At 69.7% G+C, this 26,198-nt stretch carries 25 protein-coding genes and 2 pseudogenes; 13 read left to right on the forward strand and 14 right to left on the reverse strand.

Features of this window, described 5'->3' with window-relative positions; genetic code table 11:
- Positions 1–310 (forward strand): annotated as a pseudogene (locus CCN33_RS11500) (low temperature requirement protein A); the annotation flags it as partial.
- 17 nt (positions 311–327) lie between these two features.
- Here the strand turns inward: CCN33_RS11500 and CCN33_RS11505 are convergent.
- The 3 genes from CCN33_RS11505 to CCN33_RS31960 all read right to left on the reverse strand — a co-directional run bounded on the left by CCN33_RS11505 (position 328) and on the right by CCN33_RS31960 (position 1,284).
- Positions 328–576, reverse strand: a complete 249-nt coding sequence (locus CCN33_RS11505) for an SCO4226 family nickel-binding protein (protein WP_086693539.1) — start codon at positions 574–576, stop codon at positions 328–330.
- 128 nt (positions 577–704) lie between these two features.
- A complete protein-coding gene (locus CCN33_RS31955; protein ID WP_165425667.1) occupies positions 705–860 on the reverse strand; it encodes a hypothetical protein in 156 nt (51 codons plus the stop codon).
- A 154-nt stretch (positions 861–1,014) separates the two neighbouring features.
- Positions 1,015–1,284, reverse strand: a complete 270-nt coding sequence (locus CCN33_RS31960) for a DUF2267 domain-containing protein (RefSeq protein WP_167387828.1) — start codon at positions 1,282–1,284, stop codon at positions 1,015–1,017.
- Positions 1,285–1,390: 106 nt separating this feature from the next.
- Here CCN33_RS31960 and CCN33_RS11515 point away from each other — a divergent pair, with 106 nt between their 5' ends.
- From CCN33_RS11515 to CCN33_RS31545, 6 genes and pseudogenes are all read left to right on the forward strand, one after another.
- Complete coding sequence (locus tag CCN33_RS11515; RefSeq protein ID WP_086693541.1) at positions 1,391–2,023, forward strand: MBL fold metallo-hydrolase; 633 nt, start codon at positions 1,391–1,393, stop codon at positions 2,021–2,023.
- A 762-nt stretch (positions 2,024–2,785) separates the two neighbouring features.
- A complete protein-coding gene (locus tag CCN33_RS11520) occupies positions 2,786–5,740 on the forward strand; it encodes an FG-GAP-like repeat-containing protein (protein WP_086693542.1) in 2,955 nt (984 codons plus the stop codon).
- 208 nt (positions 5,741–5,948) lie between these two features.
- A complete protein-coding gene (locus CCN33_RS11525; protein WP_086693543.1) occupies positions 5,949–7,592 on the forward strand; it encodes an eCIS core domain-containing protein in 1,644 nt (547 codons plus the stop codon).
- Positions 7,593–7,999 (forward strand): annotated as a pseudogene (locus CCN33_RS32905) (hypothetical protein); the annotation flags it as partial.
- A 1,050-nt stretch (positions 8,000–9,049) separates the two neighbouring features.
- Positions 9,050–9,844 (forward strand): DUF4231 domain-containing protein, encoded by a 795-nt coding sequence (locus CCN33_RS31540; protein WP_167387829.1) that lies wholly within the window; start codon positions 9,050–9,052, stop codon positions 9,842–9,844.
- Positions 9,841–10,293 (forward strand): hypothetical protein, encoded by a 453-nt coding sequence (locus CCN33_RS31545; RefSeq protein ID WP_140394515.1) that lies wholly within the window; start codon positions 9,841–9,843, stop codon positions 10,291–10,293. The genes CCN33_RS31540 and CCN33_RS31545 overlap by 4 nt, the downstream gene beginning before the upstream one ends.
- 578 nt (positions 10,294–10,871) lie before the next feature.
- On the opposite strand, the gene CCN33_RS11540 is transcribed toward CCN33_RS31545, so the two are convergent.
- From CCN33_RS11540 to CCN33_RS11555, 4 genes are all read right to left on the reverse strand, one after another.
- Positions 10,872–12,497, reverse strand: a complete 1,626-nt coding sequence (locus CCN33_RS11540; RefSeq protein WP_086693544.1) for an ATP-binding protein — start codon at positions 12,495–12,497, stop codon at positions 10,872–10,874.
- Positions 12,498–12,738: 241 nt separating this feature from the next.
- Positions 12,739–13,116: a hypothetical protein gene (locus CCN33_RS11545; protein WP_086693561.1), complete on the reverse strand. Its 378-nt coding sequence runs from the start codon at positions 13,114–13,116 to the stop codon at positions 12,739–12,741.
- A complete protein-coding gene (locus CCN33_RS11550; RefSeq protein ID WP_086693545.1) occupies positions 13,116–13,544 on the reverse strand; it encodes an ATP-binding protein in 429 nt (142 codons plus the stop codon). Before CCN33_RS11550 ends, CCN33_RS11545 begins: the two co-directional genes overlap by 1 nt.
- Before the next feature lie 46 nt (positions 13,545–13,590).
- Entirely contained in the window at positions 13,591–13,998 is a 408-nt protein-coding gene (locus CCN33_RS11555) for an NUDIX hydrolase (protein WP_086693546.1), read from the reverse strand.
- Between the two features lie 107 nt (positions 13,999–14,105).
- On the opposite strand from CCN33_RS11555, the gene CCN33_RS11560 reads away from it, so the two are divergent.
- A complete protein-coding gene (locus CCN33_RS11560) occupies positions 14,106–14,891 on the forward strand; it encodes a GntR family transcriptional regulator (RefSeq protein WP_086693547.1) in 786 nt (261 codons plus the stop codon).
- 190 nt (positions 14,892–15,081) lie between these two features.
- Here the strand turns inward: CCN33_RS11560 and CCN33_RS11565 are convergent, their stop codons facing one another.
- Positions 15,082–15,843, reverse strand: coding sequence for a phosphoglyceromutase (locus CCN33_RS11565; protein ID WP_086693548.1), 762 nt, complete (start codon positions 15,841–15,843; stop codon positions 15,082–15,084).
- 139 nt (positions 15,844–15,982) lie between these two features.
- On the opposite strand from CCN33_RS11565, the gene CCN33_RS11570 reads away from it, so the two are divergent.
- Positions 15,983–17,257 carry an MDR family MFS transporter gene (locus CCN33_RS11570; protein ID WP_086693549.1) on the forward strand — a complete coding sequence of 425 codons (1,275 nt, stop codon included), beginning with the start codon at positions 15,983–15,985 and terminating at the stop codon, positions 17,255–17,257.
- A 171-nt stretch (positions 17,258–17,428) separates the two neighbouring features.
- Here the strand turns inward: CCN33_RS11570 and CCN33_RS11575 are convergent, their stop codons facing one another.
- Positions 17,429–17,854 carry a DUF2000 domain-containing protein gene (locus CCN33_RS11575; RefSeq protein ID WP_086693550.1) on the reverse strand — a complete coding sequence of 142 codons (426 nt, stop codon included), beginning with the start codon at positions 17,852–17,854 and terminating at the stop codon, positions 17,429–17,431.
- Between CCN33_RS11575 and CCN33_RS11580 the strand changes: the two genes are divergently transcribed.
- Positions 17,853–18,698: an AraC family transcriptional regulator gene (locus CCN33_RS11580; protein ID WP_086693551.1), complete on the forward strand. Its 846-nt coding sequence runs from the start codon at positions 17,853–17,855 to the stop codon at positions 18,696–18,698. The genes CCN33_RS11575 and CCN33_RS11580 overlap by 2 nt on opposite strands.
- Before the next feature lie 7 nt (positions 18,699–18,705).
- Here CCN33_RS11580 and CCN33_RS11585 read toward each other — a convergent pair whose 3' ends face one another.
- Together CCN33_RS11585 and mshA are read right to left on the reverse strand one after the other, a co-directional pair.
- Positions 18,706–19,209, reverse strand: coding sequence for a type III secretion system chaperone family protein (locus CCN33_RS11585; protein ID WP_086693552.1), 504 nt, complete (start codon positions 19,207–19,209; stop codon positions 18,706–18,708).
- Positions 19,202–20,539: a D-inositol-3-phosphate glycosyltransferase gene (gene mshA, locus CCN33_RS11590; RefSeq protein ID WP_086693553.1), complete on the reverse strand. Its 1,338-nt coding sequence runs from the start codon at positions 20,537–20,539 to the stop codon at positions 19,202–19,204. Before mshA ends, CCN33_RS11585 begins: the two co-directional genes overlap by 8 nt.
- Positions 20,540–20,716: 177 nt before the next feature.
- Here mshA and CCN33_RS11595 point away from each other — a divergent pair, with 177 nt between their 5' ends.
- The 3 genes from CCN33_RS11595 (at position 20,717) to CCN33_RS11605 (ending at position 24,428) form a co-directional block, all read left to right on the forward strand.
- Positions 20,717–21,523, forward strand: coding sequence for a class I SAM-dependent methyltransferase (locus CCN33_RS11595; RefSeq protein WP_086693554.1), 807 nt, complete (start codon positions 20,717–20,719; stop codon positions 21,521–21,523).
- Positions 21,524–21,755: 232 nt separating this feature from the next.
- Positions 21,756–22,880 (forward strand): C40 family peptidase, encoded by a 1,125-nt coding sequence (locus CCN33_RS11600; protein ID WP_086693555.1) that lies wholly within the window; start codon positions 21,756–21,758, stop codon positions 22,878–22,880.
- A 255-nt stretch (positions 22,881–23,135) separates the two neighbouring features.
- Positions 23,136–24,428, forward strand: coding sequence for a PP2C family protein-serine/threonine phosphatase (locus CCN33_RS11605; protein WP_086693556.1), 1,293 nt, complete (start codon positions 23,136–23,138; stop codon positions 24,426–24,428).
- A 218-nt stretch (positions 24,429–24,646) separates the two neighbouring features.
- Here the strand turns inward: CCN33_RS11605 and CCN33_RS11610 are convergent, their stop codons facing one another.
- The 3 genes from CCN33_RS11610 to CCN33_RS11620 form a co-directional block, all read right to left on the reverse strand.
- The gene (locus CCN33_RS11610; protein WP_208621716.1) at positions 24,647–25,006 is read right to left on the reverse strand and encodes a DUF2516 family protein; all 360 of its coding nucleotides are present in this window, start codon (positions 25,004–25,006) and stop codon (positions 24,647–24,649) included.
- 105 nt (positions 25,007–25,111) lie between these two features.
- Complete coding sequence (locus tag CCN33_RS11615; protein WP_086693558.1) at positions 25,112–25,735, reverse strand: hypothetical protein; 624 nt, start codon at positions 25,733–25,735, stop codon at positions 25,112–25,114.
- Between the two features lie 77 nt (positions 25,736–25,812).
- The coding region (locus CCN33_RS11620; RefSeq protein ID WP_086693559.1) for a helix-turn-helix domain-containing protein at positions 25,813–26,198 on the reverse strand (386 nt) is incomplete at its 5' end.

Here is a 26,198-nt window from a genome sequence, read left to right on the forward strand (position 1 = left end):
CGCGGCGGCCGTCGCCGCCGGGCTCGCCGTCGAGATCGCGCACCTGACGGGGCACGCGCACCTGGACCGGCCGGTGGTCGCGGCGGCGTACACGGTGCCGGTCGCGCTGTACGTCGCGGTGCTGCGGCTGCTGCACCGGGGCCCGACCGGGTTCGGCGCCCTGGACGTCATCTGGGCGGCCGGCGTCCTCGCCGTCCTCGCGGTCACCTTCACCCCGAGCCCGGTACTGGCCACGGGGTGCGTGATGTCGGTGCTCGTGGCGGCGGTGGTCACGGTGACGCACCGCACCGGACGTCCGGCCGGCGCGTAGTCCGGCCTCGACGGCGCTCAGACCTGGAGCGGTACGGGGTGCACCTCGTCGGGCTTGTGTCCGGCGCGTTCGTGGATGCGCTGGACCGCCTCGGCCGAGGGGGCCTCGGACAGGCAGAAGACCGTGCCGGACTCCGGGTCCGCCCAGGCGGCCTGGAAGTGCACGTTCTCCTCGTGCTCGATGGCGAGGTCGGCCTGGTGGGCCTGCGCCATCTGGTCGGCCGTGATGCCCTTCATACCGTGATGGACGTCCATGAACCTGGCCATGGTCACACCTCCTTGCGATGCCCCTCCCTCCATGCTGGGCCCGCACGTCCCGGTGTGGCCACTCGGTCGGTGATCCGTGCACGACGAGGGGGCCCCGGAGCGCCGGAGCCCCTCCACCGCCGCCTCCCTCAGCCGCACTGGCAGGGCGCGCCCTGCTGGCAGCCGCAGCCGCACCCCGAGCCGCAGCCGCAGGCGGCCACCAACGGCAGGCTTCTGATCTGGGCGGGCTGTTCGCCGTCGCGGTCCTGGGTGGGGTCGGTCGTGGTGCTCGGGGATTCGGGCATGGGTCCTCCTCGACACGGGGGCCAGGTGCCCCCGCCCATTCCATGCCCGCTCCGCCGGGCGCATCAACGGCGCACGGATGCGCCCGTACGCCGCGAATCACCACCACGAGCCCCCTGCGACCTCGCCACGGAGCGGTGTCCGTGCAGCGGGTCGCTACCCGGCTCCGCCCGGGCCCGCCGGTGTGGACAGCAGGATGTCGTACTCCCTGGGCAGCTGGGCGGTCGCGTCGCGGAACTCCTGGTCTCCGACCGCTTCCCTGAGGGTGGCCAGGACCGCGGGGATCCCGGCCTCGGCGAGCTCGCGGGGCACTTCCGCGCGGTCCGCCACCCGCCGGACGAACGAGTTGGCCCCGTAGCCCTTCGCGATCTCCTCGCGGGTGGGGAAAGGCCTGCCGGTTGCTGCCGGATGCCCGGCGCGGTCCACTGGGTAGAGGGCCTCGTCCGGAAAGGGGCTGTTCCATGGAACGGCAGGCAAAGAACCCCACGGCGCGGGTGGCCGCGCGCGGCCGAGCGCTCCCGGCGGTGCCGTCGTGACCGCCCGGGTCGAGTGCGTGGTGACGACCGGTGTCCTGGCCGGGCGGGACGCCGATGCCACGCCGATGGAGAACAACGTGTGGATCGTCGGTGACGACGAGCAGGTCATGGTGGTCGACGCCGCACACGAGCCCGACGCCATCGCCACGGCGCTCGGCGACCGGCGCGTGGTGGCGATCGCGTGCACCCACGCCCACAGCGGACACGTCGACGCGGCGGTGGCTCTGTCGGACCGGACCGGCGCTCCGATCATGCTGCACCCGGACGACCTGGAGCTGTGGCGCCGCAGCTATCCCGGCCGTGTCCCCGACGAGGAACTCGTCGACGGCCGGGTGATCGACGTCGCCGGGACCACCCTGACGGTACGTCACACTCCGGGCCACACGCCGGGATCCGTGAGTCTGTACGATCCGGCGCTGCACAGCGTCTTCACCGGGGACATGCTGTTCTCGCGCGGCCCCGGAACCATCGGGCCGGAGGACTCCGACTTCCAGGCGATGATCCAGTCGATCCGCGAGCGCCTCGTGACCCTGCCCCCCGAGACGGTGGTGTGCCCGGGGCACGGCGACATCACCACGGTCGGCGAGGTGGGCGAACGCGTGGAGGACTGGCTCCGCCGCATCGAATGACGGCCCAGCCCCACCAGCCCCCCACCTGCCAGGAAAACGGCCGGGACCGACGAGACCGGTAGCCCCGCGAAGCCTCCAGGCGTGCCCTTGGGAAGCTCACTTCTCCTGGCCCGGTCGCCATGCTGACCTGCGGCCCAGGGCGCCGGCGCCTCTGGGAGCCCACCCGCTACCCGGCGGCCGCAACGCCACGGCAGCCGGCCACCGGTCGGTGCGGTACGGCGTCTGGCAAGAGCGGGCCCGGCGCCCTCCCACCCACCCGATCTCACGGTGCTCAGACCCCTCGGCCCAGCGCCACCAGACATGGCGACCAGTACACCTCCGTAGCGTCCGACGCATCCGCCGGCCATCGTCCTCCCTCGACGAGGACGACCCTCACCTGACTCAATGTCACATCTGTTGCCCTACAGTCCTGCTGAGTGCGCCCCGGCTTGTTGAACGAGTTCGAAATCCTCTTCCGTGGCCTGTGAGCCTGTTGCTAAGGTCCATCACTCGGGTGTGGGGGGCGGGGGGCGCCGGGATTGACCGGCTTGCTCGTGTGAGCACTGAGGACCGAGCCGATTCCCCTGCCTGCTCCAGGTCCTTTCACGTCAGGGGTTGAATCAAGTGGCCAAGCGCGTCCTCCCCCGCAGTGCCGTCACGGCGGTCGTGTCGCTCTCGCTGGCTGTCGGTCCTGCCTCATGGGTCGCATCGGCCGATGCGGGAACGTTCAGTGAGACCACGATTCCCGCGACCCTGCGTGCCACACCGGGCTACGGATCTGTGGTGAGCGTCGGGCCTTCCGGGTTTCTGCACTCCGCCATCACCACGAGCGGTCCCTCCGGACTGGAGTGGACGGGCACGGACGGCTCGACCCGAAAGCTTGAGGGCACGCAGTCGTCCGACCCTGTCGAGCTCTACGGAACGGCATCGGACGTCGTGGCGCTGCCGCCGAGCGGTGGCACGGGCCAGGTCCTGCTGCGGAACATGGTCACCGACGAGACCACGACCGTCACCGTCCCCGCAGGTCAGGTGTACAGCAGGACGATCGGGATCACCGTCGTGACCCAGGGCCGAGCAGGTGCCGACGGGAAGTGGACCGGGTTTCATCTGCTGAGCAATGAGAACGGGACCACGGTGGACCGCCGCGTGACAGGCCTTCCGGAGGGTGCCTCCGTCATCGTCAACGGGCGGGCCGGCGTCCACGGGTTCCTCTCACTTCTGAAGGTCCCCGGAGAGGACGTCGGACAGTACGCCTGGATCGATCTCCGCACCGCGGAAGCCACGTCCCTGCCGTACGGCACGGTGTATGGCAATTCCGTGGTGACCGCCGTTCACCTGGTTACCCCTCAGGCCGGTGGCGTGCGGATCTATGAGCAGGGCCGGTTCGACACCCCCGTGCGCGAGGTTCAGGTCAGTCTCAAGGACGCGAAGGTTCTCGGCGTCGTCGGCGACTCGCTGATCGTGGCCCGCTACGACTCTTCGCTCGGTCAGAAGGTGCAAGGCGCGGCGATCTGGAAGGTTGTGGCCGTCCCCTTCGACGGTTCCGGCGAGCGGACGTTTCTCGCCCGTGCGGTGGCGGACCGTGTTGCCGTCCGGCCGGACGGCGGCCTTCAACTAGTCGGCGGCCAGTCCGCGGAGGACTACGGCTACCAGGACATCACCGCCGGGGCGGACGGCGTGCCGTACGCGGTTCGTGTGCTCCGCATCCCGCCGGTCCCGATGCGGCTCCAGCGGCTGACGCTGGATCACGGCACCGTCAGGACTCTTGAGTACGGCGACGGGGCCACCTTCGCGTACGACCGCCTGCTCACCGAAACCGCGCCCGGATACGGCGAGCGCGGGCGGATCGGCAGCCCGCCGGCCCCGTACAACAAGTGCAGCGTCGGCTACGGGCTGTGCCCCGAGCTGTATCCCACCGGGGACGGCCGGACCGTGTACCGCGGGGCAGTGAGCGTGGACGGCGGCTGGCAGCCCAAGCTGTTCGTCGTGGGCAAGGGCGAGACGTTTCCCGGAACGCCGGTCGAAACGGGCCTCCAGGATCCTTTCTACGATTCCCCGGACCAGATGATTATCGTGGGGGCATCCAAGAACCTGGTGCTGGTCGAAGGGACACCTGCCGGCGGCAGCCGGGAACTGCGGGTCGTGGACATCGACTCCGGCAAGGTCGTGCACACGGAGCCGGACCAGGTGGGTGCGATCTGGGGGACCACTCTGTGGTCCTCGGCCCCGGGCGGCAAGGTCACGGCCAAGGATGCGCGCACCGGAGCCTCGTTGACATCCTTCACGGTGAACACCGGGTGCTCCTCCATGGTCGACCTGCAGGCCGTCGGCCGGTGGCTGTACTGGAGGTGCAACTTCAGTAACGCTCCGGAAGCCGCGGGCGTCTACGACCTCCAGTCCAGGAAGAACATCCCGCTTCCCTCCACCGCGCAGGCCTACCTCGGCGACGGTGTCGTCGCCGTCCGGGGCGGGCAGGGGCTGGGTGTCTACGGCCTGCGGACCGGGACGGCCGTCCAGCGGTGGGCGACCGACGCCGCGGGGCTTGTGGCGCTCGACCCGCCTAGCGGTGACCTCGCGTACTCCACGCTGGACCAGGCCGTCCACGTCCTGCACACCGGGCGGCCCGAGGCGGCCCTGGTCTCTCCCTACCGGAATGTCACCGCGCGGGTGGAGACGGACGTGACCCCGGTCTCCTGGCGCGGCGAATGGTGGCTCTCCGAGCCGACGGCTTCCTGGAGGTTGGAGATACGCCACAAGGCCACGGGCCGCGTGGTGGCCACGCGCAGTGGCGGACCGGCCGAGTACTCGATCGCGACGACGTGGGACGGCCGGGACACGACGGGCGGACTGCTTCCCAACGGCTCGTACACCTGGACGCTGACGGCTCAGCCGGCGGACGGGCAGGGGCCGGCGTTGGTCCAGTCCGGCACGGTCCGGCTGACGGGTGGCACAGCGGTGTGGCGGGACCACGTCGGCGGCTCGGCCCTGCCCGACGGTGCCGGCGACGTCCTGACGATGAACTCCTCGGGGTGGCTCACCTTCCACCAGGGTGATGGGGCCGGGAAGTTCTCCGGGAGCGTCTCCGCGAGCGGCTGGTCGACCTCGGTCAGGGCCGTGCCGTTCGGCGACCTCAACGGCGACCGCTGCAACGACGTCCTGGTCCGGCTGAGCACCGGCGCCCTGCGCCTGTACAAGCCGGTCTGCGGCGCCCCGCTCAAGCCGACGACGTCGTACACCACCCTCGCCACCGGCGGCTGGAACCAGTACGACGTCCTCACCTCGCCCGGAGACCTCACGAAGGACGGCCGCCCGGATCTGATCGCCCGCAACGCCTCGACCGGCGCGGTGTACCTGTACAAGTGGACCGCCGGCGGCACGCTCGCAGCTCGCGTGAAGCTCTACGACAACTGGAAGACGTACAAGAAGGTCGTGGGCGTCGGAGACCTCAACGGCGACGGCATCGGCGACCTGGTCGCGCAGGACAAGGCGAACAACCTGTACCGGTACTTCGGGAAGGGCAACGGCACCTTCGCTGCGCGGGTGAGGATCGCCACCGGGTGGGGAGCCACCTATAACGCGGTCGTCGGCGTCGGGGACATCACCGGGGACGGCAAGGGCGACCTGGTCATGCGGGACACGGCGGGCAACCTGTACCGCCAGACCGGGACCGGCAAGGGGACGTTCGCCTCCCGCGTGAAGATCGCGACGGGCTGGCAGGGTTACAAGGGCATTTTCTAGCGGCACCTGACGGCCCGCCCGGCGTGGTGGTTCCCGCCGACCGCGGCCGGGTGGTTCGTCCACACCCTGCTGCCAGGCCGCTTGTACGGAGGTGCCGCAGGAGACCGTCGCAGGGACCCCCGAGCTCTGCCCTGAAGTACCTTCCGCCGCGCCCTGGCCGTCGGGTTGAGTGGAATGTCGCCGACGATCCCAGGAGGAGCGGAGCCCGATGCGCGAGCGGAAGAACGAGGAAGCCACCGGGGCCAAGGTCGGCCGGGAGGCGAGGCACGCGCCCGCCGAGGCCGGGCACCCACGGTCCCGACTCCTCGACCTCCAGGGCACCGTGGGCAACGCGGCGGTCGTCCAGATGCTCCGCCGGGCCGGCCACGGTCTGGACAAGGAGGAGCACCGGCACGGGGACGGCTGCGGCCACGAGGGCTTCAAGGATCCCGCCGTCCAGCGCTCCTCCGTCCACGACGTCGTGCGCAGCCCCGGCCGGCCCCTGGACCAGGCCACCCGTACGGACATGGAGTCCCGCCTCGGCGCCGATTTCTCCGACGTACGCATCCACACCGGCAGCGCCGCGAACGCCTCCGCCGCCGAGGTCGGCGCGCGTGCCTACACCTCCGGCAACCACGTCGTCCTCGCTGCGGGCGGGGGCGACGCGCACACCCTCGCCCACGAGCTCACCCACGTCATCCAGCAGCGCCAGGGACCGGTCAGCGGTACCGACAACGGCAACGGGCTGCGGGTCTCCGACCCCTCCGACCGCTTCGAGCGCGAGGCCGAGGCCAACGCCCGCGCGGTGATGAGCCGTCCGGCCCCCCGGGCAACCTCCGGCGTGCAGCGTTCGGACGGTCCCGAGACCGGGCCGGCCGGTGCGGCAGAGGCGCCCGTGCAGCGCACCCTCGCGGCGGGCCTCCCCAAGGGGACCCAGGTCGTCAAGCACACGGACGAGGGGGACGTCGAGGGGCAGACGATCCTCAGTTTCGGCTTTGGGTCCTATCTGATCTCCGCGGGCGCGGACGGCAAGAAGCCCCGGGCGTCCCTCAAGGACAAGTCGTGGGGGACGGTCGAGGGGCGGGAGGCGTCCCGCACGGAGTACGAAGCGGCTCGCGCCGCGGAGTTGGACCCGGCGGTCCTCGCGGCCAAGCAGAAGCAGAAGGACCTCGACCTCGGCGAAAACTACCTCAGCGCCGACTACCGCCGGATCAACCCGCTCCTCGCGGCCCTCGGGCAGGTCGGCTTCACCCCCGGCGAGATCGCCGCCCCCGGCTTCTCCTACAAGTCGAAGGAGAGCGAGGTGCTCGACGCGTGGCGCAGTGTCGCCATGGCGCGGGGGTACGCGGACGAGCAGACCACAGAGGCGTGGGACGAGAAGCACCTCGCGGACACCTTCGACATCTTCGCCCGGATCAACGGCGTGTGGGACGACTTCGCGACGCCCCGCGCGAACGAGGAAGGCAACGTGGTGCGGGGCGACAGCAAGCACATGTACGAGTCGTTCGGCGGCATCCTCAAGCAGCAGGAGAACCACCCGGACGGTGGCTACGTCTCGGTCGACCAGACGATCGAGTGGCCGGCGATCCTGTCGACCACGTACGGCGATCCGTTGACCCACACGTACGTGGCCGGCAAGGAGATCGTCTGGGAGTTCGGCCTCCCGGAGGACCACCGGGGAAGGGCGCTCGGCAGGAACAACCAGTCCGAGCAGGAGATGACCTTCCCCATCGGCACCAAGATCCACATCCGCCAGATCCTGGTGCGGAGCGGCGATTTCCGGCAGGAGCAGTCGGCGAAATACGGCGAGAGCGCGACCGTGATCGTTTTCGCCGACATCCTGGCGGGCCAGGGACCGACTCGAGAGGACTGACCTCGCGACGTCGCCGACGGGCCCCCGGTGACCTAGCGGCTGATCTTCACCGGACCGCGCGGCGGTCACCTCTGGCGTACCTCGCTCAACGAGGAGGCGTGGAGGCGGACGCCGGCCGGCGCCGGAGTGATCCCGCTCCCTGAGCGTGGCCGGCCCTCGCCGAGTACCTGGGCCACTCGGACCCGGGGCTGACGCTCCGCGTGTACGCGCACCTGATGCCGTCGAGCCAGGAGCACACCCGCAAGGCGGTCGCCGCCGTCTTCGACACGGCCCGGCCGGGGCCCGTCCGGCACCTGACGGCCCAGAGGCAGCAACAAGCCCCCTACTCGCGGAGAAACCGCAGGCAGGGGGCCTGTTCGTGCGTGCCTACTTCTTCTTGCCCTGGGTCTTGTCGGGGATCTTGGTGACCTGCGTTTCCCCTGCTCAGAGGCGGTGGGATCGTGCGCCTGGTGGTCGTCGTTGGTCATCCTTGGCCACTGTCGAGCGACCTCGGACGGCCCAGGGACGGCCCAGCCACCGAAGCCCCCCCCGTCCCTACCGTCGCCGGCGCCGACCGATTGCGCTGCACAGCACTCGAACCGGCTCACGCAGAGGTACCGCAGCCTCCACCACGAGCCTTTTCGCCACCTCCAGGCAGTGCGGCCAGCAGCCTCGTTGGATGCGCAACACCTCGTCCCCGGCAGCTTCAATGCCGGAGACGAGGCGCTTTGGAGCCTCCGCTACAACTTGGTCGTTGGAGCCAGCGTCGCGGGCTTCGAACAGGCGGTCCGCCCATCGCGGCGGCAGGGCCTGGGTAATGTCGCGGATCCGGAAATCGTCGGTCGTGCCACCGGCGGCTACGAATCCGAAGCGGCCGCGGGTGGACACGACCAAGCCGTCCGTGGTGGGTCGCCGCCTTATTCTGCCCCTCCACGCGGATCTGCGGTTGCCACCGCTTCTTGACCTCAGGCTCCAGGCGCCCGGGCAGGTCCTGGCGGGGCCGCTTGAGCTTGCCTGAGACGCACCGCTCCACGGTGCGCTGGGAGATCCCGAGCGCCTGGGCGGCTGTCTTGGCGCCCTTGAGCTGCTCGACCGAGTACTTCCTCTACACCCGGGCGCTCTGCGGGATGTGGCGTGTGAACGCCCCTCCAGCGCGCGGTCCACGCTGCACCTGGTGAGGCGGCCATGGCCGTAGGCGCTTCCGCCGTCAGGGGCTGGGAAGCGCTTCTGCGCCATCACACCAAAGGTGCAATAGCGCCCGTGAGCGCAAACGCGAAACAGGCGTGCTCCAGCCGCTGGCCCCAGGCTCGCAGTACGTCCGCAGGGCCTCACAAACGACCTCGGTTCGATCTTCACCTTGAAACTCATGAGCCTCATGCGTAACTGAGGCCGCATCGACCGCGCCAATCACAAGGCGCTATTGCGACCCCTTGACCACGACCACTACCTTTTGAGTTTCGATCACCCGGGGGGGACTCTTGACGTCTGATCCACATGAGGCGTACAGAGAAAAGTTCGCTATATTTAGCCTGAAAGAAGCGGACCTAAGGGCGGCTAAAGCGCTTCAGAGGATCGGTTGGCTGATCCTTTTAGGTTCATTAACCCTGACGGGAATACTCGGATACACCGTCATCGTCGGCCTCTGGAAGGCGAATGGCGGGGTCACCCGATGGCTCACCCTAATCATCTTCAACATTTTATGGGTTGCGTGCGCATGTTGGCTCTATAAGAACCATAAGGCCCTGGCCGCAAAGACGACTGCTTTCCGTGAAGCGTTACAGCAACGTCAGACGGCGGCTGCTGAGCTTCCTCTCGACACGACCTCGGGCCTGCGTGTCTATCGGGAGGCCTCGCTCGATGTCATCGCCTCCTACCGGGCCCAGGCGAGCCGCAACAGGCGTGTGCACAATTCATTCCAGCTGCTCATTATCACCGGGTCGATCGTGGTATCCACCCTCACGGCGATGAATGAGGGATCCAATTCAGCCCTATCAATCGCCACCTCATCCTTAAGCGCGCTGGTCGGCATCTCGGCCGGAGTCACCGGATACTTCAAGTTTCGAGAGCGTGGCACCACCTCGCAGTCGACAGCAGACGACATTGAAAGGAACTACAACGCCAGCGGGTTCCAGCTCGGTGAATATGAAAGGTTGGAGGAGACCCCTCGGCTCATTCTCTACGCCGGAACGGTCGAAAAGATCAAAGAAGAACAGCGTAAACGCGAGATCCAGCTGGAGCAGAGCACCTCACACGACGAGCGCTCGGCGCAATGAGCGGCGGCCAAGAAGGCCCCGTACGTTTTCGGGAGCGGGCCGTATCGCTGACGACGGTCCGCTGGTTGCTGGCCCCACGCTGGCAGTGGCGCACCCGTCGGCTACGGGCCGCCCACGGACCCACTCTGGCCTACGAAGCTGCCTGGTGCCTGGTCGCGCTCGCCAATGACGTGGATAACCTGCCCTACGTGCGGCGCCGCACCCGTCCTGTGCCGAGCGTGCCGCCGGGCGTGATGGTCGATGTGTGGGCGCAGCTTGACCCGGTGGAACAGCAACGGCGCCGGGCCTGGCTGACTCGTCACAGGCGAACCCCCCTCCACATGCTGGGAGTCCCGGAGGAACTGATCGAGCTGGCGGGCCTGCGCGTCACCGAATGGGCGCTCCCGCCGGACGTGCCATCGATCTCGCTGGTTGTCCAGCAACGGCCTCGGCCAAGGAGCACAGACTGACTGGAGGAGGTAAGAGAGATGGCAACGGTAATTGTCCGCGCGCTGGGCTGCTGCCGGTGTCCGGAGCCGGGGTGATCATTCAGCGCCTTCACCGATCCTACGATCCTGCTCGATTCCGGAGTGGGATCGGCAACACTTGGCACTGACACCCAGCCGACCACCGCTGCCTGCTCGTAGACGAGACGCACGCCTCCTTGCCGAACGCATCCTCCGGATGCTTGAGGGGAGGCGCCGGTGACGCTCAAGCGAACGGGTCGCGGGCCGCCGTGAGGAGTCGAGCCCTGTTGCCGTGATTAGGCAGCGGGGCTCTCGAAGTCTTCACCCTGCAACACTGGAGGCTGGCTGACTCCTGCATCTGGCACGGTTGTGGCCCGAACCTCAGCCGACGACAGTCAGCCACGACGGCGGGTGCGCCGGCCGATCAGGCGCGCGTATGTTTCGCTGCACCCCCACTGGCCTCAGCCACGCTGCTGGCGTCGTCGACCGGAGCAAGTCGCAACGGCCGACCCCGTGACGACGGAGACGGGCCCTCAGTCCAGCCATTCACGCATTCTGACAGCGGCAGATCATTCACCATGTCAGGATTCGGATCGGCCGCAACATCGTTTGTGCTTCAGTCCGCTTCCACACGGGCATGGCCTGTTGCGGATGGGGCCGGCGAACACCCTGCGCTCTTTCAGTTTCTTCGGAACCCTCGTTCGATCTCTTGCTGCCGCCCCTTGCTGCGAAGGAGTATTTGCTGAAGCTGCGCCTTTCACCACTCCCATATTTCCCGGTGGCGGTTCCTCCTCCTCACTGTCAGAGTCAACGTCTTGCACTTTGCGCCACGCCGATCTATTGCCACGCTTCCCTGGGACCATTTCAATCCGCCCCGCCTTCCGCAAGGCATAGAAAACGTCTTTCATGCTGTTTTCCGAGCTGATCCCGGTGAGGCTTCTTCCGATGAAATTCGTGATCTCGTCGTGGTTTTCCAGGTATTCCATGACGATTTCATGTGGACGCGCCAAGGGTGTATGACCTAGGTCCACTACAAAATAATTTCCCTCGATCGAGAAGATCGGCGATTGAAGCTTAGCTTCAGCCATTTTAGCGACGACGGTACGGAGCCCTTCGCCGATGTCTTTGTTCGGCGGGTCAGGATACTTGTTTAGCAGACGCACGATGGTCGGATTTCGCGAAAATCGGTCTTGCAGCAAGGTGTCCAGCGTCATGCTTCCCGGAAGAGAGCCCGGACTGCGAACCTCGACGCGATTGTCGAAGACATAGACCAAGATATCGTCGGAAATATTGTAGTCGCGATGAATCACCGCGTTCACAATGATTTCTTTTAGTACTTCCGGTGGATACTTGACGGGGGCCATCTCCCCGCTAGGCTGAAGTACCGAGACTGACTCAATCAGGGCTGTGACGGCGGCGATGGTCTCATCAATGACGACGCGCGCCGGCCCTTCAATGGTGATTGGGGTGGCTGCGAGATGCTCCCTGCGAGGTTCTCGCTCTTTCGTGTTGTACCGGGCCACCTTGACAGCGCAGCGCTTTGGAACAACCGCAGGAGGAGATTCTGCGTAGAGAATTCCAGCGGACACCTTTGCTGCGCCAGTTTCCCTATCAATTAGGCGCTGTTTCCTGATGAAAATATCGGCGGGTGTGGCTGGACTGTACGACCTAAGGAAGTAGGCTAGCTCGTCTTCGACTGCAAGGTCTTCCTTGTCGTAGTCCGCGAGCAGCTGATCCTCGTAGGTTCGAGCGCCCTTCGCAAGACTCAAATCCGTGACCGCTTGCCCAGTGATCGAAAGGGTGGCAGCTCCACGCCGCACGTAGACTTTCTTGTCCGCAGTGTAGTGGACACTTTCGCTCTTGCGGATACTGACGAGGCAAGCCAATCCTTGCTGCTCTCGCCCTTGAATGCCGAGATATTCAATGGAATACGGCACTGGCGGCTCGATGTCCCGAGCAAGAGCCTCAAGGACTATGGTCGTATCTTCGATACTGCCGTATCCCTGCCATCTATCCAAGCCGACTGCTTGTTTGCCCCTATCTTCGATTCCGACAATAAATTCGCCGCCATCTGAATTGGCAAGGCCGGCCGCAATCTTTTGGACTACCGTTCCCTTGCTCTGCGAGCTCTTGTGGTCCCAGAAATGCGATTCCTCTCGCTCAATGAGTGCCAGGGCGTCTGATGCAGGGATGGTCCGCCTCTCCATGCGAAGAGTGTATGAGGCATCACATCAAGTTGCGAGGGCCTTACGGATCTAGCCCCTGAACTGCCCCCCCCCATCAGCCACTACGTGCTCCTTCGTTGTTGGGAGCTGTTCGCTGTGAGCGCGGCACGGGCGCCGGCCGGGCTGGAGCGGGACGAAGGCAGGAGCGCAGGCCCGGCCGGGGGCCGGGCCGCGCGCGGCGAGCGGATGCGAGCCGCCTTGAACCAGTAGAGAAAGTTGTAACTCACTCGGTCGCGTGGGGCTCGAATCGGTATGCGCACGCTGGTAGTTCGGTGTCCTGACGGTGAGCCAGCGCAAGGAAGAGGACCGGTCGGATGGTCCACGTGATCCGGGTTCTGGCGTGGGTGACAGACACCGTGCACGCCTCGGCCCGCAGCAGAGCTCGCCGGGTCTCGATGCGCCCCTCGTACAGCCACTCCCACGCCGCGTCGGAGGCATCCGCGTCCAGGGCCGGTGAGATCGTGCGGAGCACGACTGCCACCCAACGGTCTGCCTGGGCTGAGGAGTAGGCGTCGAACGATGCCAGCAATGCCGGCGGCCACTCCTCCGCCAGGTTCTCGGTCCAGCACTCGCACCAGTAGCCCCGCTGCGGTGACTTCATCAGCACGGGTGGCCTCCCAGTCGAGCATCCGCGTACAACTCCGCGGTGACGGTGTGGCCGTGGTCGCTGTCGTGCACCATGACCCGGTGAGCGATGGCGCTGACCATGCCCAGGCCCCGGCCGTGCTCGGCGTCCTGGGCCTGGTCCTCGACCTTCGGGGCCGTCCCCATACCGCCGTCATCCGTGACCGAGACCGCCACCACCTGAGCCGAGACCGCGACGGCTAGGTGGAAGCCGCCGTACTCCCGGCCGCTCGCCGTGTGGAGGATCGCGTTCGCGCTCAGCTCGCTCACGATCAGTTCGGCGTCCTCGGCTAAGGGGGAGCCTCGCAGGATGTCGCGGGTCCATCGACGGGCCCGGCTCACCTCTTCCGGGAATCCTGGGCAACTCAGCCCCCAGACCCGAGCACTACTCGTATACTCGTGCATACAAGTTTCTCCATGCAGGTAGGCCGCCATGTGCAGCGGGTTCGGACTAGACGAGTTTCACGCCGTCGTGGGCGCGGATGGCCGGCGGGTTCGTCGCGTCGAGTGCGTCCAGGACGCGGATCGCGTACGCCTCGTCGGTGAGTTCGCTGACCTCTTCGCGGGTGGCCCAGCGAAGGGCCCGGGTCTCGTCCCCGGTGGTGGGGGTGCCGTCGATCGCTTCGCAGCGGAAGACCAGCGAGACGATCAGGCCCGTCATGTTCTTGTAGACGCCGGTGAGAGTCGCCGGAAGGGCGATCTTGATGCCGGTCTCTTCGAGGACCTCACGCTGAAGACCGTCGGGGATGGTCTCCTCAGGTTCGAGGACTCCACCCGGCGGTTCCCAATGGCCGTTGTCCCGGCGCTTGATCAAGAGGGCACGGCCGTTGTCGTCAACGATGACCCCGGCGACGCTCACGGAGTGCGGGCGTTCTGTGCTCACGTTCCTCGGCCCTCTCGGCTGGCTAGGCTCTCCACCGTAGCAACAACACTCGCCCACTCGTCTAGATACCTAAAGGAGTATCCGTGACCTCTCTACCGAGCGTGCTCGGCGCGCTTGACCCCACGAGTGATCGTGCGGTCTTCCGGCAGATCGCCGACCAGCTGCGCGAGGCCATCGACCGTGGGCGCTTCAAGGAAGGGGAGAAGCTGCCCTCCGAGGCCGAACTGGTCGAGCACTACGGCGTCTCCCGGATGACGGTCCGGAACTCCTTCTCGATCCTCACGGGCGAGGGCCTGGTCCACGCCGAGCACGGCAAGGGCGTCTTCGTCCGCCCCCGGCCGCCCGTGCGCCGGCTCGCCTCCGACCGCTTCGCCCGCCGCCACCGCGAGCAGGGCAAGTCCGCATTCATCGTGGAAGCCGACGCCACCGGCAGTCATCCGCAGGTCGACAGCCTGGAGATCAAGGAGGAGAAGGCGAACCAGGACATCTCCACGCGCCTCGGCTCGGTACGCCGTGTACTCGCCCGGCGGCGCCGGTACCTGCTCGACGGACGCCCGGTCGAGGTCGCCACGTCCTACCTGCCGCTCGACATCGCCCGCGGCACCCAGATCGCCGAGCCCAACCCCGGCCCCGGCGGCATCTACGCCCGCCTCGAAGAGCTGGGCCACCACCTCGACCACTTCGAGGAGGAGATCCGCGCCCGGATGCCTTCACCCACTGAGGTCAAGACGCTGCGCCTGGCCGCAGGCGTGCCGGTCATCCACCTCGTCCGCACGGCTTTCGACACCGAGGGGCGGGCCGTGGAGGTCTGCGACACGGTGATGGCGGCCGACGCCTACGTCCTCTCCTACCAGCTCCCGGCGACCTGATCGGATGGGCTGCGGTACATCTCTAGGAGGTTGGCTTGTCCTCGTCCTCCGGCGTGGGAGACGCGAACAGGTGGCCGATGTTGTTCCGGCCGGACCCGTCCAGCACCTGACGGCCCAGAGACGGCCCAGCGACAGCAACAAGCCCCCTACTCGCGGAGAACCCGCAGGCAGGGGGCTTGATCGTGGGCGCCTACTTCTTCTTGCCCTGGTTCTTGACCGCCTCGATCGCGGCCTTCGCCGCCTCCGGGTCGAGGTACTTGCCGCCGGGGGTGACCGGCTTGAAGTCGGCGTCCAGCTCGTAGTACAGCGGGATGCCCGTCGGGATGTTCAGGCCCGCGATGTCCTCGTCCGAGATGCCGTCGAGGTGCTTGACGAGGGCGCGGAGGCTGTTGCCGTGGGCGGCGACGAGGACCGTCTTGCCGTCGATGAGGTCGGGGACGATGTCGTCGTACCAGTAGGGGAGCATGCGGACGACGACGTCCTTGAGGCACTCCGTCTGGGGGCGCAGCTCCGGCGGGAGGTCCGCGTAGCGGGCGTCGTTGAACTGGGAGTACTCCGCGTCGCGGGGGAGCGGCGGCGGCGGGGTGTCGTAGGAGCGGCGCCAGAGCATGAATTGCTCCTCGCCGAACTCGGCCAGCGTCTCCGCCTTGTTCTTGCCCTGCAGGGCGCCGTAGTGGCGCTCGTTGAGGCGCCAGCTCCGGTTCACCGGAATCCAGAGGCGGTCCGCGGCCTCCAGCGAGAGCTGGGCCGTGCGGATCGCGCGCTTCTGGAGGGACGTGTGAACCACGTCGGGCAGGAGATCGGCGTCCTTCAGCAGCTCGCCACCGCGTACCGCCTCCTTCTCGCCCTTCTCGTTGAGGTTGACGTCCACCCAGCCGGTGAACAGGTTCTTCGCGTTCCACTCGCTCTCGCCGTGGCGGAGGAGGATCAGCTTGTACGGTGCGTCGGCCATGCCTCAGAGCGTAATCCACCCCCAAGACGGGTCGCCGCGCCGCCGACGGTTGACGGCTTCTGTTAATTGAGTGGCCTCCGACAAGCCCGCCCGAGTAAGTTCCAATCACCGCACGCGCCACTTACCGGGGGGTCCCGTCATGTCCACCGCCGCACCAGGCCGGCTGCTCGCCGCCGCCCGGTCCTCCGTCTCCGGGCTCCCCGGCGCCTTCTGGTGGCTGTGGGCCAGCACGCTGATCAACCGGCTCGGCGCGTTCGTCGCCACCTTCATGGCGCTCTACCTCACCCTCGACCGCGGCTACTCCGCCTCCTTCGCGGGCCTCGTCGCCGCCCTGCACGGCCTCGGCGGGGTCGTCTCCTCGCTCGGCGCCGGGGTGATGGCGGACCGGCTCGGCCGACGGCCCACCCTGCTGATCGCGCAGGTCGGCACCGCGATCTCCGTCGCCCTGCTCGGTTTCATGCACGACCCCGTCGCCATCGCGGCCGTCGCCTTCCTGGTCGGCGCCGCCAACAACGCCTCCCGGCCCGCCGTGCAGGCGATGATGGCGGACATCGTGCGGCCCGAGGACCGCGTACGGGCGTTCTCGCTGAACTACTGGGCGCTGAACCTCGGCTTCGCGGTCTCCTCCGTCGCCGCCGGTTTCATCGCCGAGTTCAGCTATCTCGCCGGGTTCCTCATCGAGGCCGGAATGACGCTGGCCTGCGCGGTCCTCGTCTTCCTCAAGCTCCCCGAGTCCCGGCCCGCGCCCGTCGCCAGGGAAGCCGGGGAGCCGGAGATCGGCCTGGGTACGGTGCTGCGCGACCGGCGCTACATGGCGGTCGTCGGCCTGTCCTTCCTCGTCGCCCTCCTCTTCATGCAGGGCTCGGTCGGCCTGCCGGTCGCGATGGGGCAGGCCGGGTTCTCCCCCGCCGACTACGGCACCGCCATCGCCGTCAACGGCGTCCTGATCGTCGCCCTCCAGATCCCGGTCACCCGCTTCATCGAGCACCGCGACCCGCGCCGCCTGCTGCTCCTCTCCTCGCTGCTCGCCGGCTACGGCTTCGGGCTCACCGCCTTCGCGGGCTCGCTGGGCGTCTTCGCGCTCACCGTCTGCGTGTGGACCCTCGCGGAGATCGTCAACGCGCCGACCCAGACCGGCCTCGTCGTCCGCCTCTCCCCCGTCCACGGCCGCGGCCGCTACCAGGGTGTCTACAGCCTCTCCTGGTCCGTCGCCGCCCTGGTCGCCCCCCTGATGTCCGGCACGGTCATCGACCACCTCGGCGCCGAGTGGCTCTGGGGCGCGTGCGCGGTCATCGGCACCGTGGCGGGCGTGGGGTACGCGGTGCTGATGCGGGGACTGCCGGTGGAGGAGGCGGAGGTGGCGGGCGCGCCGGCTTCGGCCAAGACCCGGCCCGCCGTGGAGAAGGCGGCCTGACCCGCGGGGGCCAGCAGCGCGGCTCGCGGATGCGCCGCGCAGCTGATGGGGGCTCTGGCAGCGGGGCCGCGACGGGCCGGGTGACTCCCGGCTCCCCGGGTGCCCGGCACCGCCGGTGGGCGGTCCCGCCCGCTCCGGAGCCCGTGTCGCGGGCGCGCCGCCCCGGCCGGCCTACGGATGCATCCTCGCCCCCTTCACCACCTTGTCCACCCCGCCCTTGGGCCCGTACACCGCCAGCCCCACCAGATCCAGGTCGGCCGTCGGTACCGCCCGGACCGCCGCTCGGTTGTCCGTGTCGTTGCCCGTCGAGAGGAGGTCGGCCGTGAAGATCGCGCGGGGCAGGGCCCGGGTCAGGGTCCGGGTGTGGGCCGCCTTCAAGACCTCTTTCGTCGCCTCGAAGACCAGTACCGGCTGGCGAAACATCGGGAGGTAGGCGATGCCGTCAGCGTCCTCGTACGGGGCGCCGATCACCTCGGGTACCTGGCTGCCCAGGCCGCTGACCAGGAACGACGTGACGTTGAGGCGCTGCCAGGGGGCGAGGTCGTCGCGGAGGAGTACGGCGATCTTGGTGTCGAAACGCAGGGGCTGTCCGTCCATGCCCCGAGACTGCCGACCGCGTCCCGTCCGGGTCTTGTACGTTTCTTGCGTGGCCGCCGACCAGCAGGAAGTCTCCGCGTGGCGCCCCTCGGTACCGGGGGTCGTGGAGGTCTTCCACGCCCGGTTCACCGAGTACGCGTACCCGATGCACGTGCACGACGCCTGGACGCTGCTCATCGTGGACGACGGCGCCGTACGGTACGACCTCGACCGGCACGAGCACGGCACCCCGCGCGACACCGTCAGCCTGCTGCCCCCGCACGTCCCGCACAACGGCTCCCCCGCCACCCCGCACGGCTTCCGCAAGCGTGTGCTCTACCTGGACGGCAGCCGGCTCAGCCATGATCTGATCGGCCCCGCCGTCGACCGGCCCGACCTGCGGGACCCCGAACTGCGCGAGTGCGTGGGCCGGTTGCACCGCGCCCTCGCCAGTCCGGGGGACGAACTCGCCGCGGAGAGCGGGCTCGTGCTCGTCGGTGAGCGCCTCAGAGACCATCTGCGTCACCGTGACCCCGAACCCCCGCGCCCGGACCCCCTGGTGGCCCGTCGGCTTCGCGAACTCCTCGACGAGCACCTCACCGACGGCCTCACCCTCACCGCGGCGGCCGCACTCCTGCACGCCCATCCCGCCCACCTGGTACGGGCGTTCAGCGCCGCGTACGGCATCGCCCCGCACCGGTACCTCACCTCGCGAAGGGTCGGCAGGGCCAGGCGGCTGCTGCTGGACGGGCTGGCGCCCGGCGAGGTGGCCGTGGCGTCCGGCTTCTACGACCAGGCCCATCTGACCCGCCACTTCAAGAAGTTGGTCGGGGTCACACCGGGCCGCTACCGCAACGGCGCCTGAGCCGGGCTCAGTCGCGTTCGATCAGGTGCGTGAAGGCGTCCAGGTTGCGCGTGGACTCCCCGCGCGAGACGCGCCACGCGTGCTCACGGCGGATCGCGGAGGCGTACCCCAGTTCCAGCAGGGTGTTGAAGGCGCCGTCGGCCGCTTCGAGGATCTGGCCGAGCAGGCGGTCGACCTCCTCGGGGGTGACGGCGGCGAGCGGGAGACGGGCGGTGACATAGACGTCGCCGAGCCGGTCGACCGCGTAACTCACGCCGTACAGCTTGAGGTTGCGCTCCAGGAGCCAGCGGTGGACGCCCGCCTCGTTCTCGTCGGGGTGCCGGATGACGAAGGCGTTGACGGAGAGGGTGTGGCGGCCCACCAGCAGCGAGACAGTGGTGGAGAGCTTGGCGGTGCCGGGGAGTTTGGCCACGTAGGAGCCCGGTTCGGGGTTCTCCCACTCCAGCTCGGCGTCCTTCAGCGCGTCCTCGAGGGTGCGCGCGGCCCGTTCCGTCGCCTCGGTGTCAGCCATGCTGCGAGCGTACGCGACGGCGGTGGGACTGGGTCGCGGCCGCGTACACGTCGGCGGTGGCGGCGGCGGAGGCGTCCCAGCCGAAGCCGAGGGCGTGCCGGGCCGCGGCCGCGCCCATGCGGTCGGGCAGGCCGGGGTCGTCGGCGAAGCGGCGCAGCACGCGCGCGTAGTCGGCGGGGTCGTGGCCCTGGACGAGGAAGCCGGTCTCACCGTCGCGCACGGCCACCGGCAGGCCGCCGACGGCGGCGGCGACGACCGGCGTGCCGGCCGCCTGCGCCTCGATGGCGACGAGCCCGAAGGACTCGCTGTAGGACGGCATGACCAGCACGGACGCGGCCCGGAACCAGTCCGCGAGCTGCTCCTGCCCGACCGGCGGCCGGAACCGTACGACGTCCGCGATGCCGAGCCGCGCGGCGAGCTTCTGCAGCCCCTCCGGCTTGGCGAGCCCGCTGCCGCTGGGCCCGCCGACGACGGGTACGACGATGTTCCGGCGCAGCTCGGGGCGCTCGTCCAGCAGATGGGCGACGGCGCGGAGCAGGACGTCGGGGGCCTTGAGGGGCTGTATGCGGCCCGCGAAGAGCGGTATGAGCGCGTCCTGGGGCAGACCGAGGCGGGCGCGGGCGGCGGCGCGGCCGTCGAGCGGGCGGAAGCGGTCGAGGTTGACGCCGGGGTGGACGACGGCGACCTTCGCGGGGTCGGCCTCGTAGTGCCGGACCAGCTCCGCGGCCTCCTCGGCGGTGTTGGCGATGAGGCGGCGGGCGGCGGAGACGATCTGGGTCTCGCCGATGACGCGGGCGGCGGGCTCGGGGGTGTCGCCGGTGGCCAGGCTGGCGTTCTTGACCTTGGCCATGGTGTGCATCGCGTGCACCAGGGGGACGCCCCAGCGCTGGGCGGCGAGCCAGCCGACGTGGCCGGAGAGCCAGTAGTGGGAGTGGACGAGGTCGTAGTAGCCGGGGCGGTGGCCGGCCCACGCCTGCATCACACCGTGGGTGAAGGCGCAGAGCTGGGCGGGCAGCTCCTCCTTGGCCAGGCCCTCGTAGGGGCCCGCGTCGACGTGCCGGACGAGGACGCCGGGGGCCAGCTCGACCTTGGGGGCGAGGTCCTTGGAGGTGGCCCGCGTGAAGATCTCGACCTCGATGCCGAGGGCGGCCAGCCGCTGGGCCAGCTCCACGATGTAGACGTTCATCCCGCCCGCGTCGCCGGTGCCGGGCTGGTGGAGCGGCGAGGTGTGCACGGAGAGCATGGCGACCCGGCGTGGCCTGCGGTGCAGCCTCAGCCGCGGGGCGGTCGCCGGGGAGCGACGCCCGAGCCTGCTGACGTACTGGCTCACTGGGGCTTCCTCCTCGCTCGGGCATGCCTGCCGGAGGACCGTCCGAGTCCTCCGAGGGGTGCAACAGCGGAGGGGGTTCTTCCCATTTCCCGATCAAGCGGTTTTACCCAATCATGACCCGCACTCGCTCAACCGTTCGGCCCGAGGGCGTCACGCCGCCCGCTTACCCTCATAGACATGGCATCCCGCACGACCCGCCCCGTAGGCACGGTGACGCGCGGGACGACCAACCCCAACCGGCTGCGCCGCATGGACCGCTGGATCGCGGCCACGCACGGCGCCGAGCTGCTGCGCGCGACCGATCCGCTGGCCGTCGACCTCGGATACGGAGCCGCGCCCTGGACCGCCGTCGAGCTGCTCGGCAGGCTCCGCACGGTCGCCCCGCACGCGCGCGTGGTCGGTGTCGAGATCGAGCCGGAGCGGGTCGCGGCGGCGAAGCCGTACGAGCGCGAGGGGCTCACCTTCCGGCACGGCGGCTTCGAGATCCCGGTGCCCGGCCGGCCCCTGCTGATCCGGGCCGCCAATGTGCTGCGACAGTACGACGAGGAGCAGGTCGCGGCCGTGTGGCGGGGGCTGTGCGCACGGCTGGCCCCGGCGGGTGACGGCTCGCGCGGCGGGCTGCTGGTGGAGGGCACCTGCGACGAGATCGGACGGCGGCACGTCTGGGTCGCGCTCGGCCCCGAGGGGCCGCGCACGGTCACCTTCGCCACCCGGCTCGGCTCCCTGGAGCGCCCCTCCGACCTGGCCGAACGGCTGCCGAAGGCGCTGATCCACCGCAATGTGCCGGGCGAGCCGGTGCACGCCTTCCTGCGCGACTTCGACCGCGCCTGGGCCGCCGCCGCGCCCTACGCCTCCTACGGTGCCCGCCAGCGCTGGCTGCGAACGGTCCGGGATCTCCGGGCCGACTGGCCGGTGACGGACGGGCCGGCGCGCTGGCGGCAGGGGGAAGTGACGCTGGCGTGGGAGGCGTTGGCGCCGCGCTGACACCGGTTCACCTGACGCTGTTCACCTGTTCGAGGGAATCACCAGGAATCCGGGATCCGGGGGGAACGATCTCCGGGTCCGGCACGTCAGACGGGCGGGAAGATCGCGGGGAGGCGTGGGGCGCCGGGGGATGTACGACTTCGTACGACCTCTGTCACTTCGCGCGGGATCGTGGCACGATCCTGCGGACGGACCGTAAGTTACTGACGGTAAATCAGCTTGGGGGGACGTTATGGGTAGGGGCAAGCGCGGGCTGCTCGCCGCCGCCGTGACCGTGGTGTGCGCGGTGACCGTACTGGCGGTGCCGGGTACGGCGTTCGCATCGGCACCGGCGGGACCTGCCGACCCCACCCCGGCGCCGTCCGCGAGCGCGACTCCCGCACCCGCCGTCACGCCGGCCCCCGTACCCGACGCCGAACTGGAGAAGGTCCGCGCGCGGCTCGACGGGCTGTACCACGACGCGGCCGTCGCCACCGACGCCTACAACGCGGCCGAGGAGAAGACGCGGAAGCAGTCCGTCCAGCTCGCCCGGCTGGAGAAGCGGACCGACACCGCCCGGAGGAAGCTGGCCGAGCTGAAGGACCAGGCAGGCGCCGCCGCGCGGGCCCAGTACCGGGACAGCGGGATGCCGCCGATGGCGCGGTTCCTGCTCAGCGACAACCCGGAGCGCTTCGCGGACGGCGCCGGCACCCTGCTGAACGGCGCACGGGCCACCAAAAAACTGATCGCCGAGACGGACCGCGTCGAGCGGGAGCTGAAGCGGGACACCGACGACGCGGCCGCGCGCTGGAAGAAGCTGGAGCGGGACCGCAAGGACAAGGCCGCCGCCCGGAAAACGGTCCAGGCACGGATCAAGGACGCCGAGACGCTCGAGTCGCGGCTGGAGAAGAAGGAGAAGGAACGGCTGGCCGAGCTGGAGCGGCAGGCCGCCCGCAAGGCGCAGACCGCCTGGCTGCACACCGGTGTCCTGAAGAAGAAGGCCACCACGGCGGGCGCCACCGCCACCTCCGCCGCGGCCCGGGCCGTCGCCTTCGCCACCGCCCAGCTCGGCAAGCCGTACGTCTGGGGAGCCGAGGGCCCCGACTCCTTCGACTGCTCCGGCCTGACCTCCCAGGCATGGGCCGACGCGGGCACGCCGATCCCGCGCACCTCCCAGGAGCAGTGGAGGCAGCTCAGCCACGTGAACGTGACCGAGATGCGCCCGGGGGACCTGATCATCTACTTCGCCGACGCCACCCACGTCGGGATGTACGTGGGCGACGGCAAGATAATCCACGCCCCGCGACCGGGCCGTACGGTCACCGTCGCGGGCGCGGGCACCATGCCGATCCTGGGGGTCGTACGCCCGGACGCGTGACCGGCACCACACCCCGCCCCATCCTGTGACCAACGGCACGCGGGCGGCCGGGAACCAAGTGAGCTTCGTCATCCCACGCCCCCGCCGGCCCCGCTCAACTGCCGTACGGGACAGGGCATATGACGGCGGTCTACGCGATACGGACGCCGCGCGCCCCATTCCATCGGAGCGGCCGATGCCGTTAGGGTCACCCGACGGCGTTACGAGGACCCTCGGCGCCGCCGTGCCCTCGGGGGGAGGGAAGGAAACCAGGACATGCCCGTACCCGTACCGCGGCAGAGAGCAGTCCCGGCCGCCGAGTGCGGTCCGGCGCAGGTCTCGGCCGTAGCCCTCACCGAAGAGGCGCACCGTGACACCGCCGCCCTCGGCGCGGCGCTCACCGTGCTCCTCGTGGAGGACGACCCGTCCGGCGCGCTCGTCCCCGAGCTGCGGGACTCGGCCGGCCGGCCGATCCGCGTACGTACCGCCCGCAACCTCACCGAGGCGGGGCGGCTGCTCACCCCCGACGTCAACTGCATCCTGCTCGACCTCGCCCTCCCGGCCGCCGGCTGCGCCGACACCGAGGACGGCGACGAGCTGGCCGTGCTCCGTCAGGTGCTGGAGCTGGCGCCGCGGCACGCCGTGATCGCGCTGACCGCCTCCGGCGACGCCGAGCGCGGCGCGGAGGCCGTGCGCGTAGGCGCCCAGGACTATCTCTTCCGCGACGAGCTGGACAGCCGGCTGCTGAGCCGGGCGATCCGGTACGCCGTGGAGCGCAAGCGTTCCGACACCGCCGAGCGGCGGCTGGCGGAGGGCCGGCTGCGCGCGCAGGAGAACCGGCGCCTGGAGCGCGGGCTGCTGCCGACGCCGCTGCTGGAGGGCGCCGCGCTGCGGTTCGCCGCCCGCTACCGCCCCGGCCGCTCGCGCGCACTGCTCGGCGGTGACTTCTACGACGCGGTCCGCACCCCGGACGGCACCGTGCACGCCATGATCGGCGACGTATGCGGCCACGGCCCGGACGAGGCCGCGCTCGGCGTGGAGCTGCGGATCGCCTGGCGGGCGCTGACCCTGGCCGGGCTGTGCGGGGACGAGCTGCTGGGCACGCTGCAGGAGGTGCTGGAGCACGAGCGCTCGGACGAGGAGATCTTCGCGACCCTCTGCACGGTGGACATCGCGCCCGACGGCCGCCGCGCGGGCCTCTGCCTCGCCGGGCACCCCGCCCCGCTGCTGATCCGTCCCGGCGCGACCCCGGTCCCCCGCCTGCTCCCCTTCGACAACAACGGCCCCGCCCTCGGGCTCCTCCCCGGCGCCCGCTGGCCGCGCACCCAGGTCGAGCTGGGCGCCGAGTGGAGCCTCATGCTCTACACCGACGGCCTCATAGAAGGCCGCACCTCCCCCGGCGGCCCCCGCCTCGGCCAGGACGGCATGCTCGACATGATCCACCGCCAGCTCTCCGAGGGCTTGCGCGGAGAGGAGCTGCTCCGGGCCGCGGTCAGCGAAGTCCGCCACCTGAACGGCGACGAACTGACGGACGACGTCGCGGTGGTCCTGCTGGACCGGGTGGCGTAGAAGCTGCACGGGCAGGGGCGGCGCCCGCCGCCCCTGCGTCCACGCGGCCAAGCCCCGCTCGCGCCGCTCAGCACCAACCCGGGCGGCCCGCTCGTCCACCCCGGCGCGAGCGGGAACTCAGCCCCCGCCGGACACTCGGCGCTCGCCCCCGCCCGGCGGAGCCGTCAGCGCACCCGGCCGGCCGCGGGCGGAAGCGCCGGGCCGACCCGGCGGGGCCGTCAGCGGCCGCCGTTGTACGGGCCGTACGGGCCGTCGCTGCTGCTGCCGCCCCGGCCCTTGCCCCGGCCCCAGCCGCCGCGGTTGCCGCCGGTGAGGGCCCTGACCGCGGGGCGGACGTCGACGAGGTAGACGATGCTGGCGACGGCGCCCGCGGCCGGCAGGATGGACAGGATCGAGAAGAGGTAGCTGACCACCAGGGCGATGCCCAGGATGACCAGCCAGAAGACCTTGGTCTGCTTGCCCGCCGCGCGGAACGCGTCCTCACGCCGGAAGGCCGCGTCGAAGAGTGCGAACGCGGCCAGTGCCATGAGGACGATCTTCAGGAGTCCCATGAACCCCGCGAAGCCCAGCATCAGCATGTTGCCCACCGCTCCTTGCCTTCTGAATCGCTGCCGTCACGGTACCCGCAGAACGGGCCGGGCACCCTGATGGTGCCCGGCCCGTACGTCACACTCCATCCGCCGTCACTTGGCCGGCGGGGTCGGCTTCTTCGGCTGAGGACCCTTGCGGGCGGCGGCCGGAGCCGGCTTCTGCGCGCCGGGCTCGTTCGCGGCGGCCGGGTCCGGCTTGGCGACGGCCGGACCGGCGGCACCGGCGGCCGGCTTGGGGGTCTCCTTGACCACGCCCGGCTCGGGCTGGCCCTCGACCGCGATGGCGAGCTCCTCGATCTCCTCGGCGGCGTCGCCGCGCCAGGTCTTCACGGCCTGCTCGCCGTGCTCGGCGACCTTCTCGTACGCCTCACGCGCCTTGACGGCGTACTCGGCGGCCACGCCGACGCCGCGCAGGGCGAGGTCCTGGGCCTGCTCGCCGACCTTCTTCAGGTCGACGTCGAGGCTGCCGATGAAGCCGTTGACCTTGGTCTGGATGGTCTCCTGCGCCTCCTTGGCGCGGGCGGTGGCCCGCTCCTGCACGACCTTGGGGTCGGTCCCGCGGACCTGCTCGATCCGGGCCGGGGCCTGGGCGCGCAGCTGCTCGACCAGCGAGGGCACCTTACGGACCTGCCGGATGGCGAGATCGGCGGTACCGGCGGCGAAGTAGAGCGGAGTCGGGTCGCTGAAGGTCTTGCGCAGGTCGTCGGTGATGGCCATGGTGAAGGTCCTCCCGGATTCGCGTTCGGCTGAGGTAGGTGTGGTCCGCGTGCGGTGGCCGGAGCCCTGGTCCGGCTTCATCCGGCCGTCCGCCGCGGACCGGCATCATTGCCGGGGGTGTCGCTGGGCTGCGCTTCCGTACCGTCGGACTCCTCGGGTCGTACGGGGCCTTCGCCTCCGAGTCCGTTCTCCTTGCGGAAGGACTCGTAGATCTGGAGCAGGACCTGCTTCTGCCGTTCGTTGAGCGAGGGGTCGGCGAGGATGACGGCGCGCGTCTCCACCTCGTCCCGGTCCCGCTCGGCGTCGAGGATGCCCGCGCGGACGTACAGCGTCTCGGCGGAGATCCGCAGCGCCTTGGCGACCTGCTGCAACACCTCCGCGCTTGGCTTGCGCAGCCCGCGCTCGATCTGGCTCAGGTACGGATTCGACACCCCGGCGGCATCGGCGAGCTGCCGCAGCGAGA

Origin of the sequence: Streptomyces recifensis (assembly GCF_002154615.1) — a bacterium.
Lineage (GTDB): Bacteria > Actinomycetota > Actinomycetes > Streptomycetales > Streptomycetaceae > Streptomyces > Streptomyces griseoluteus.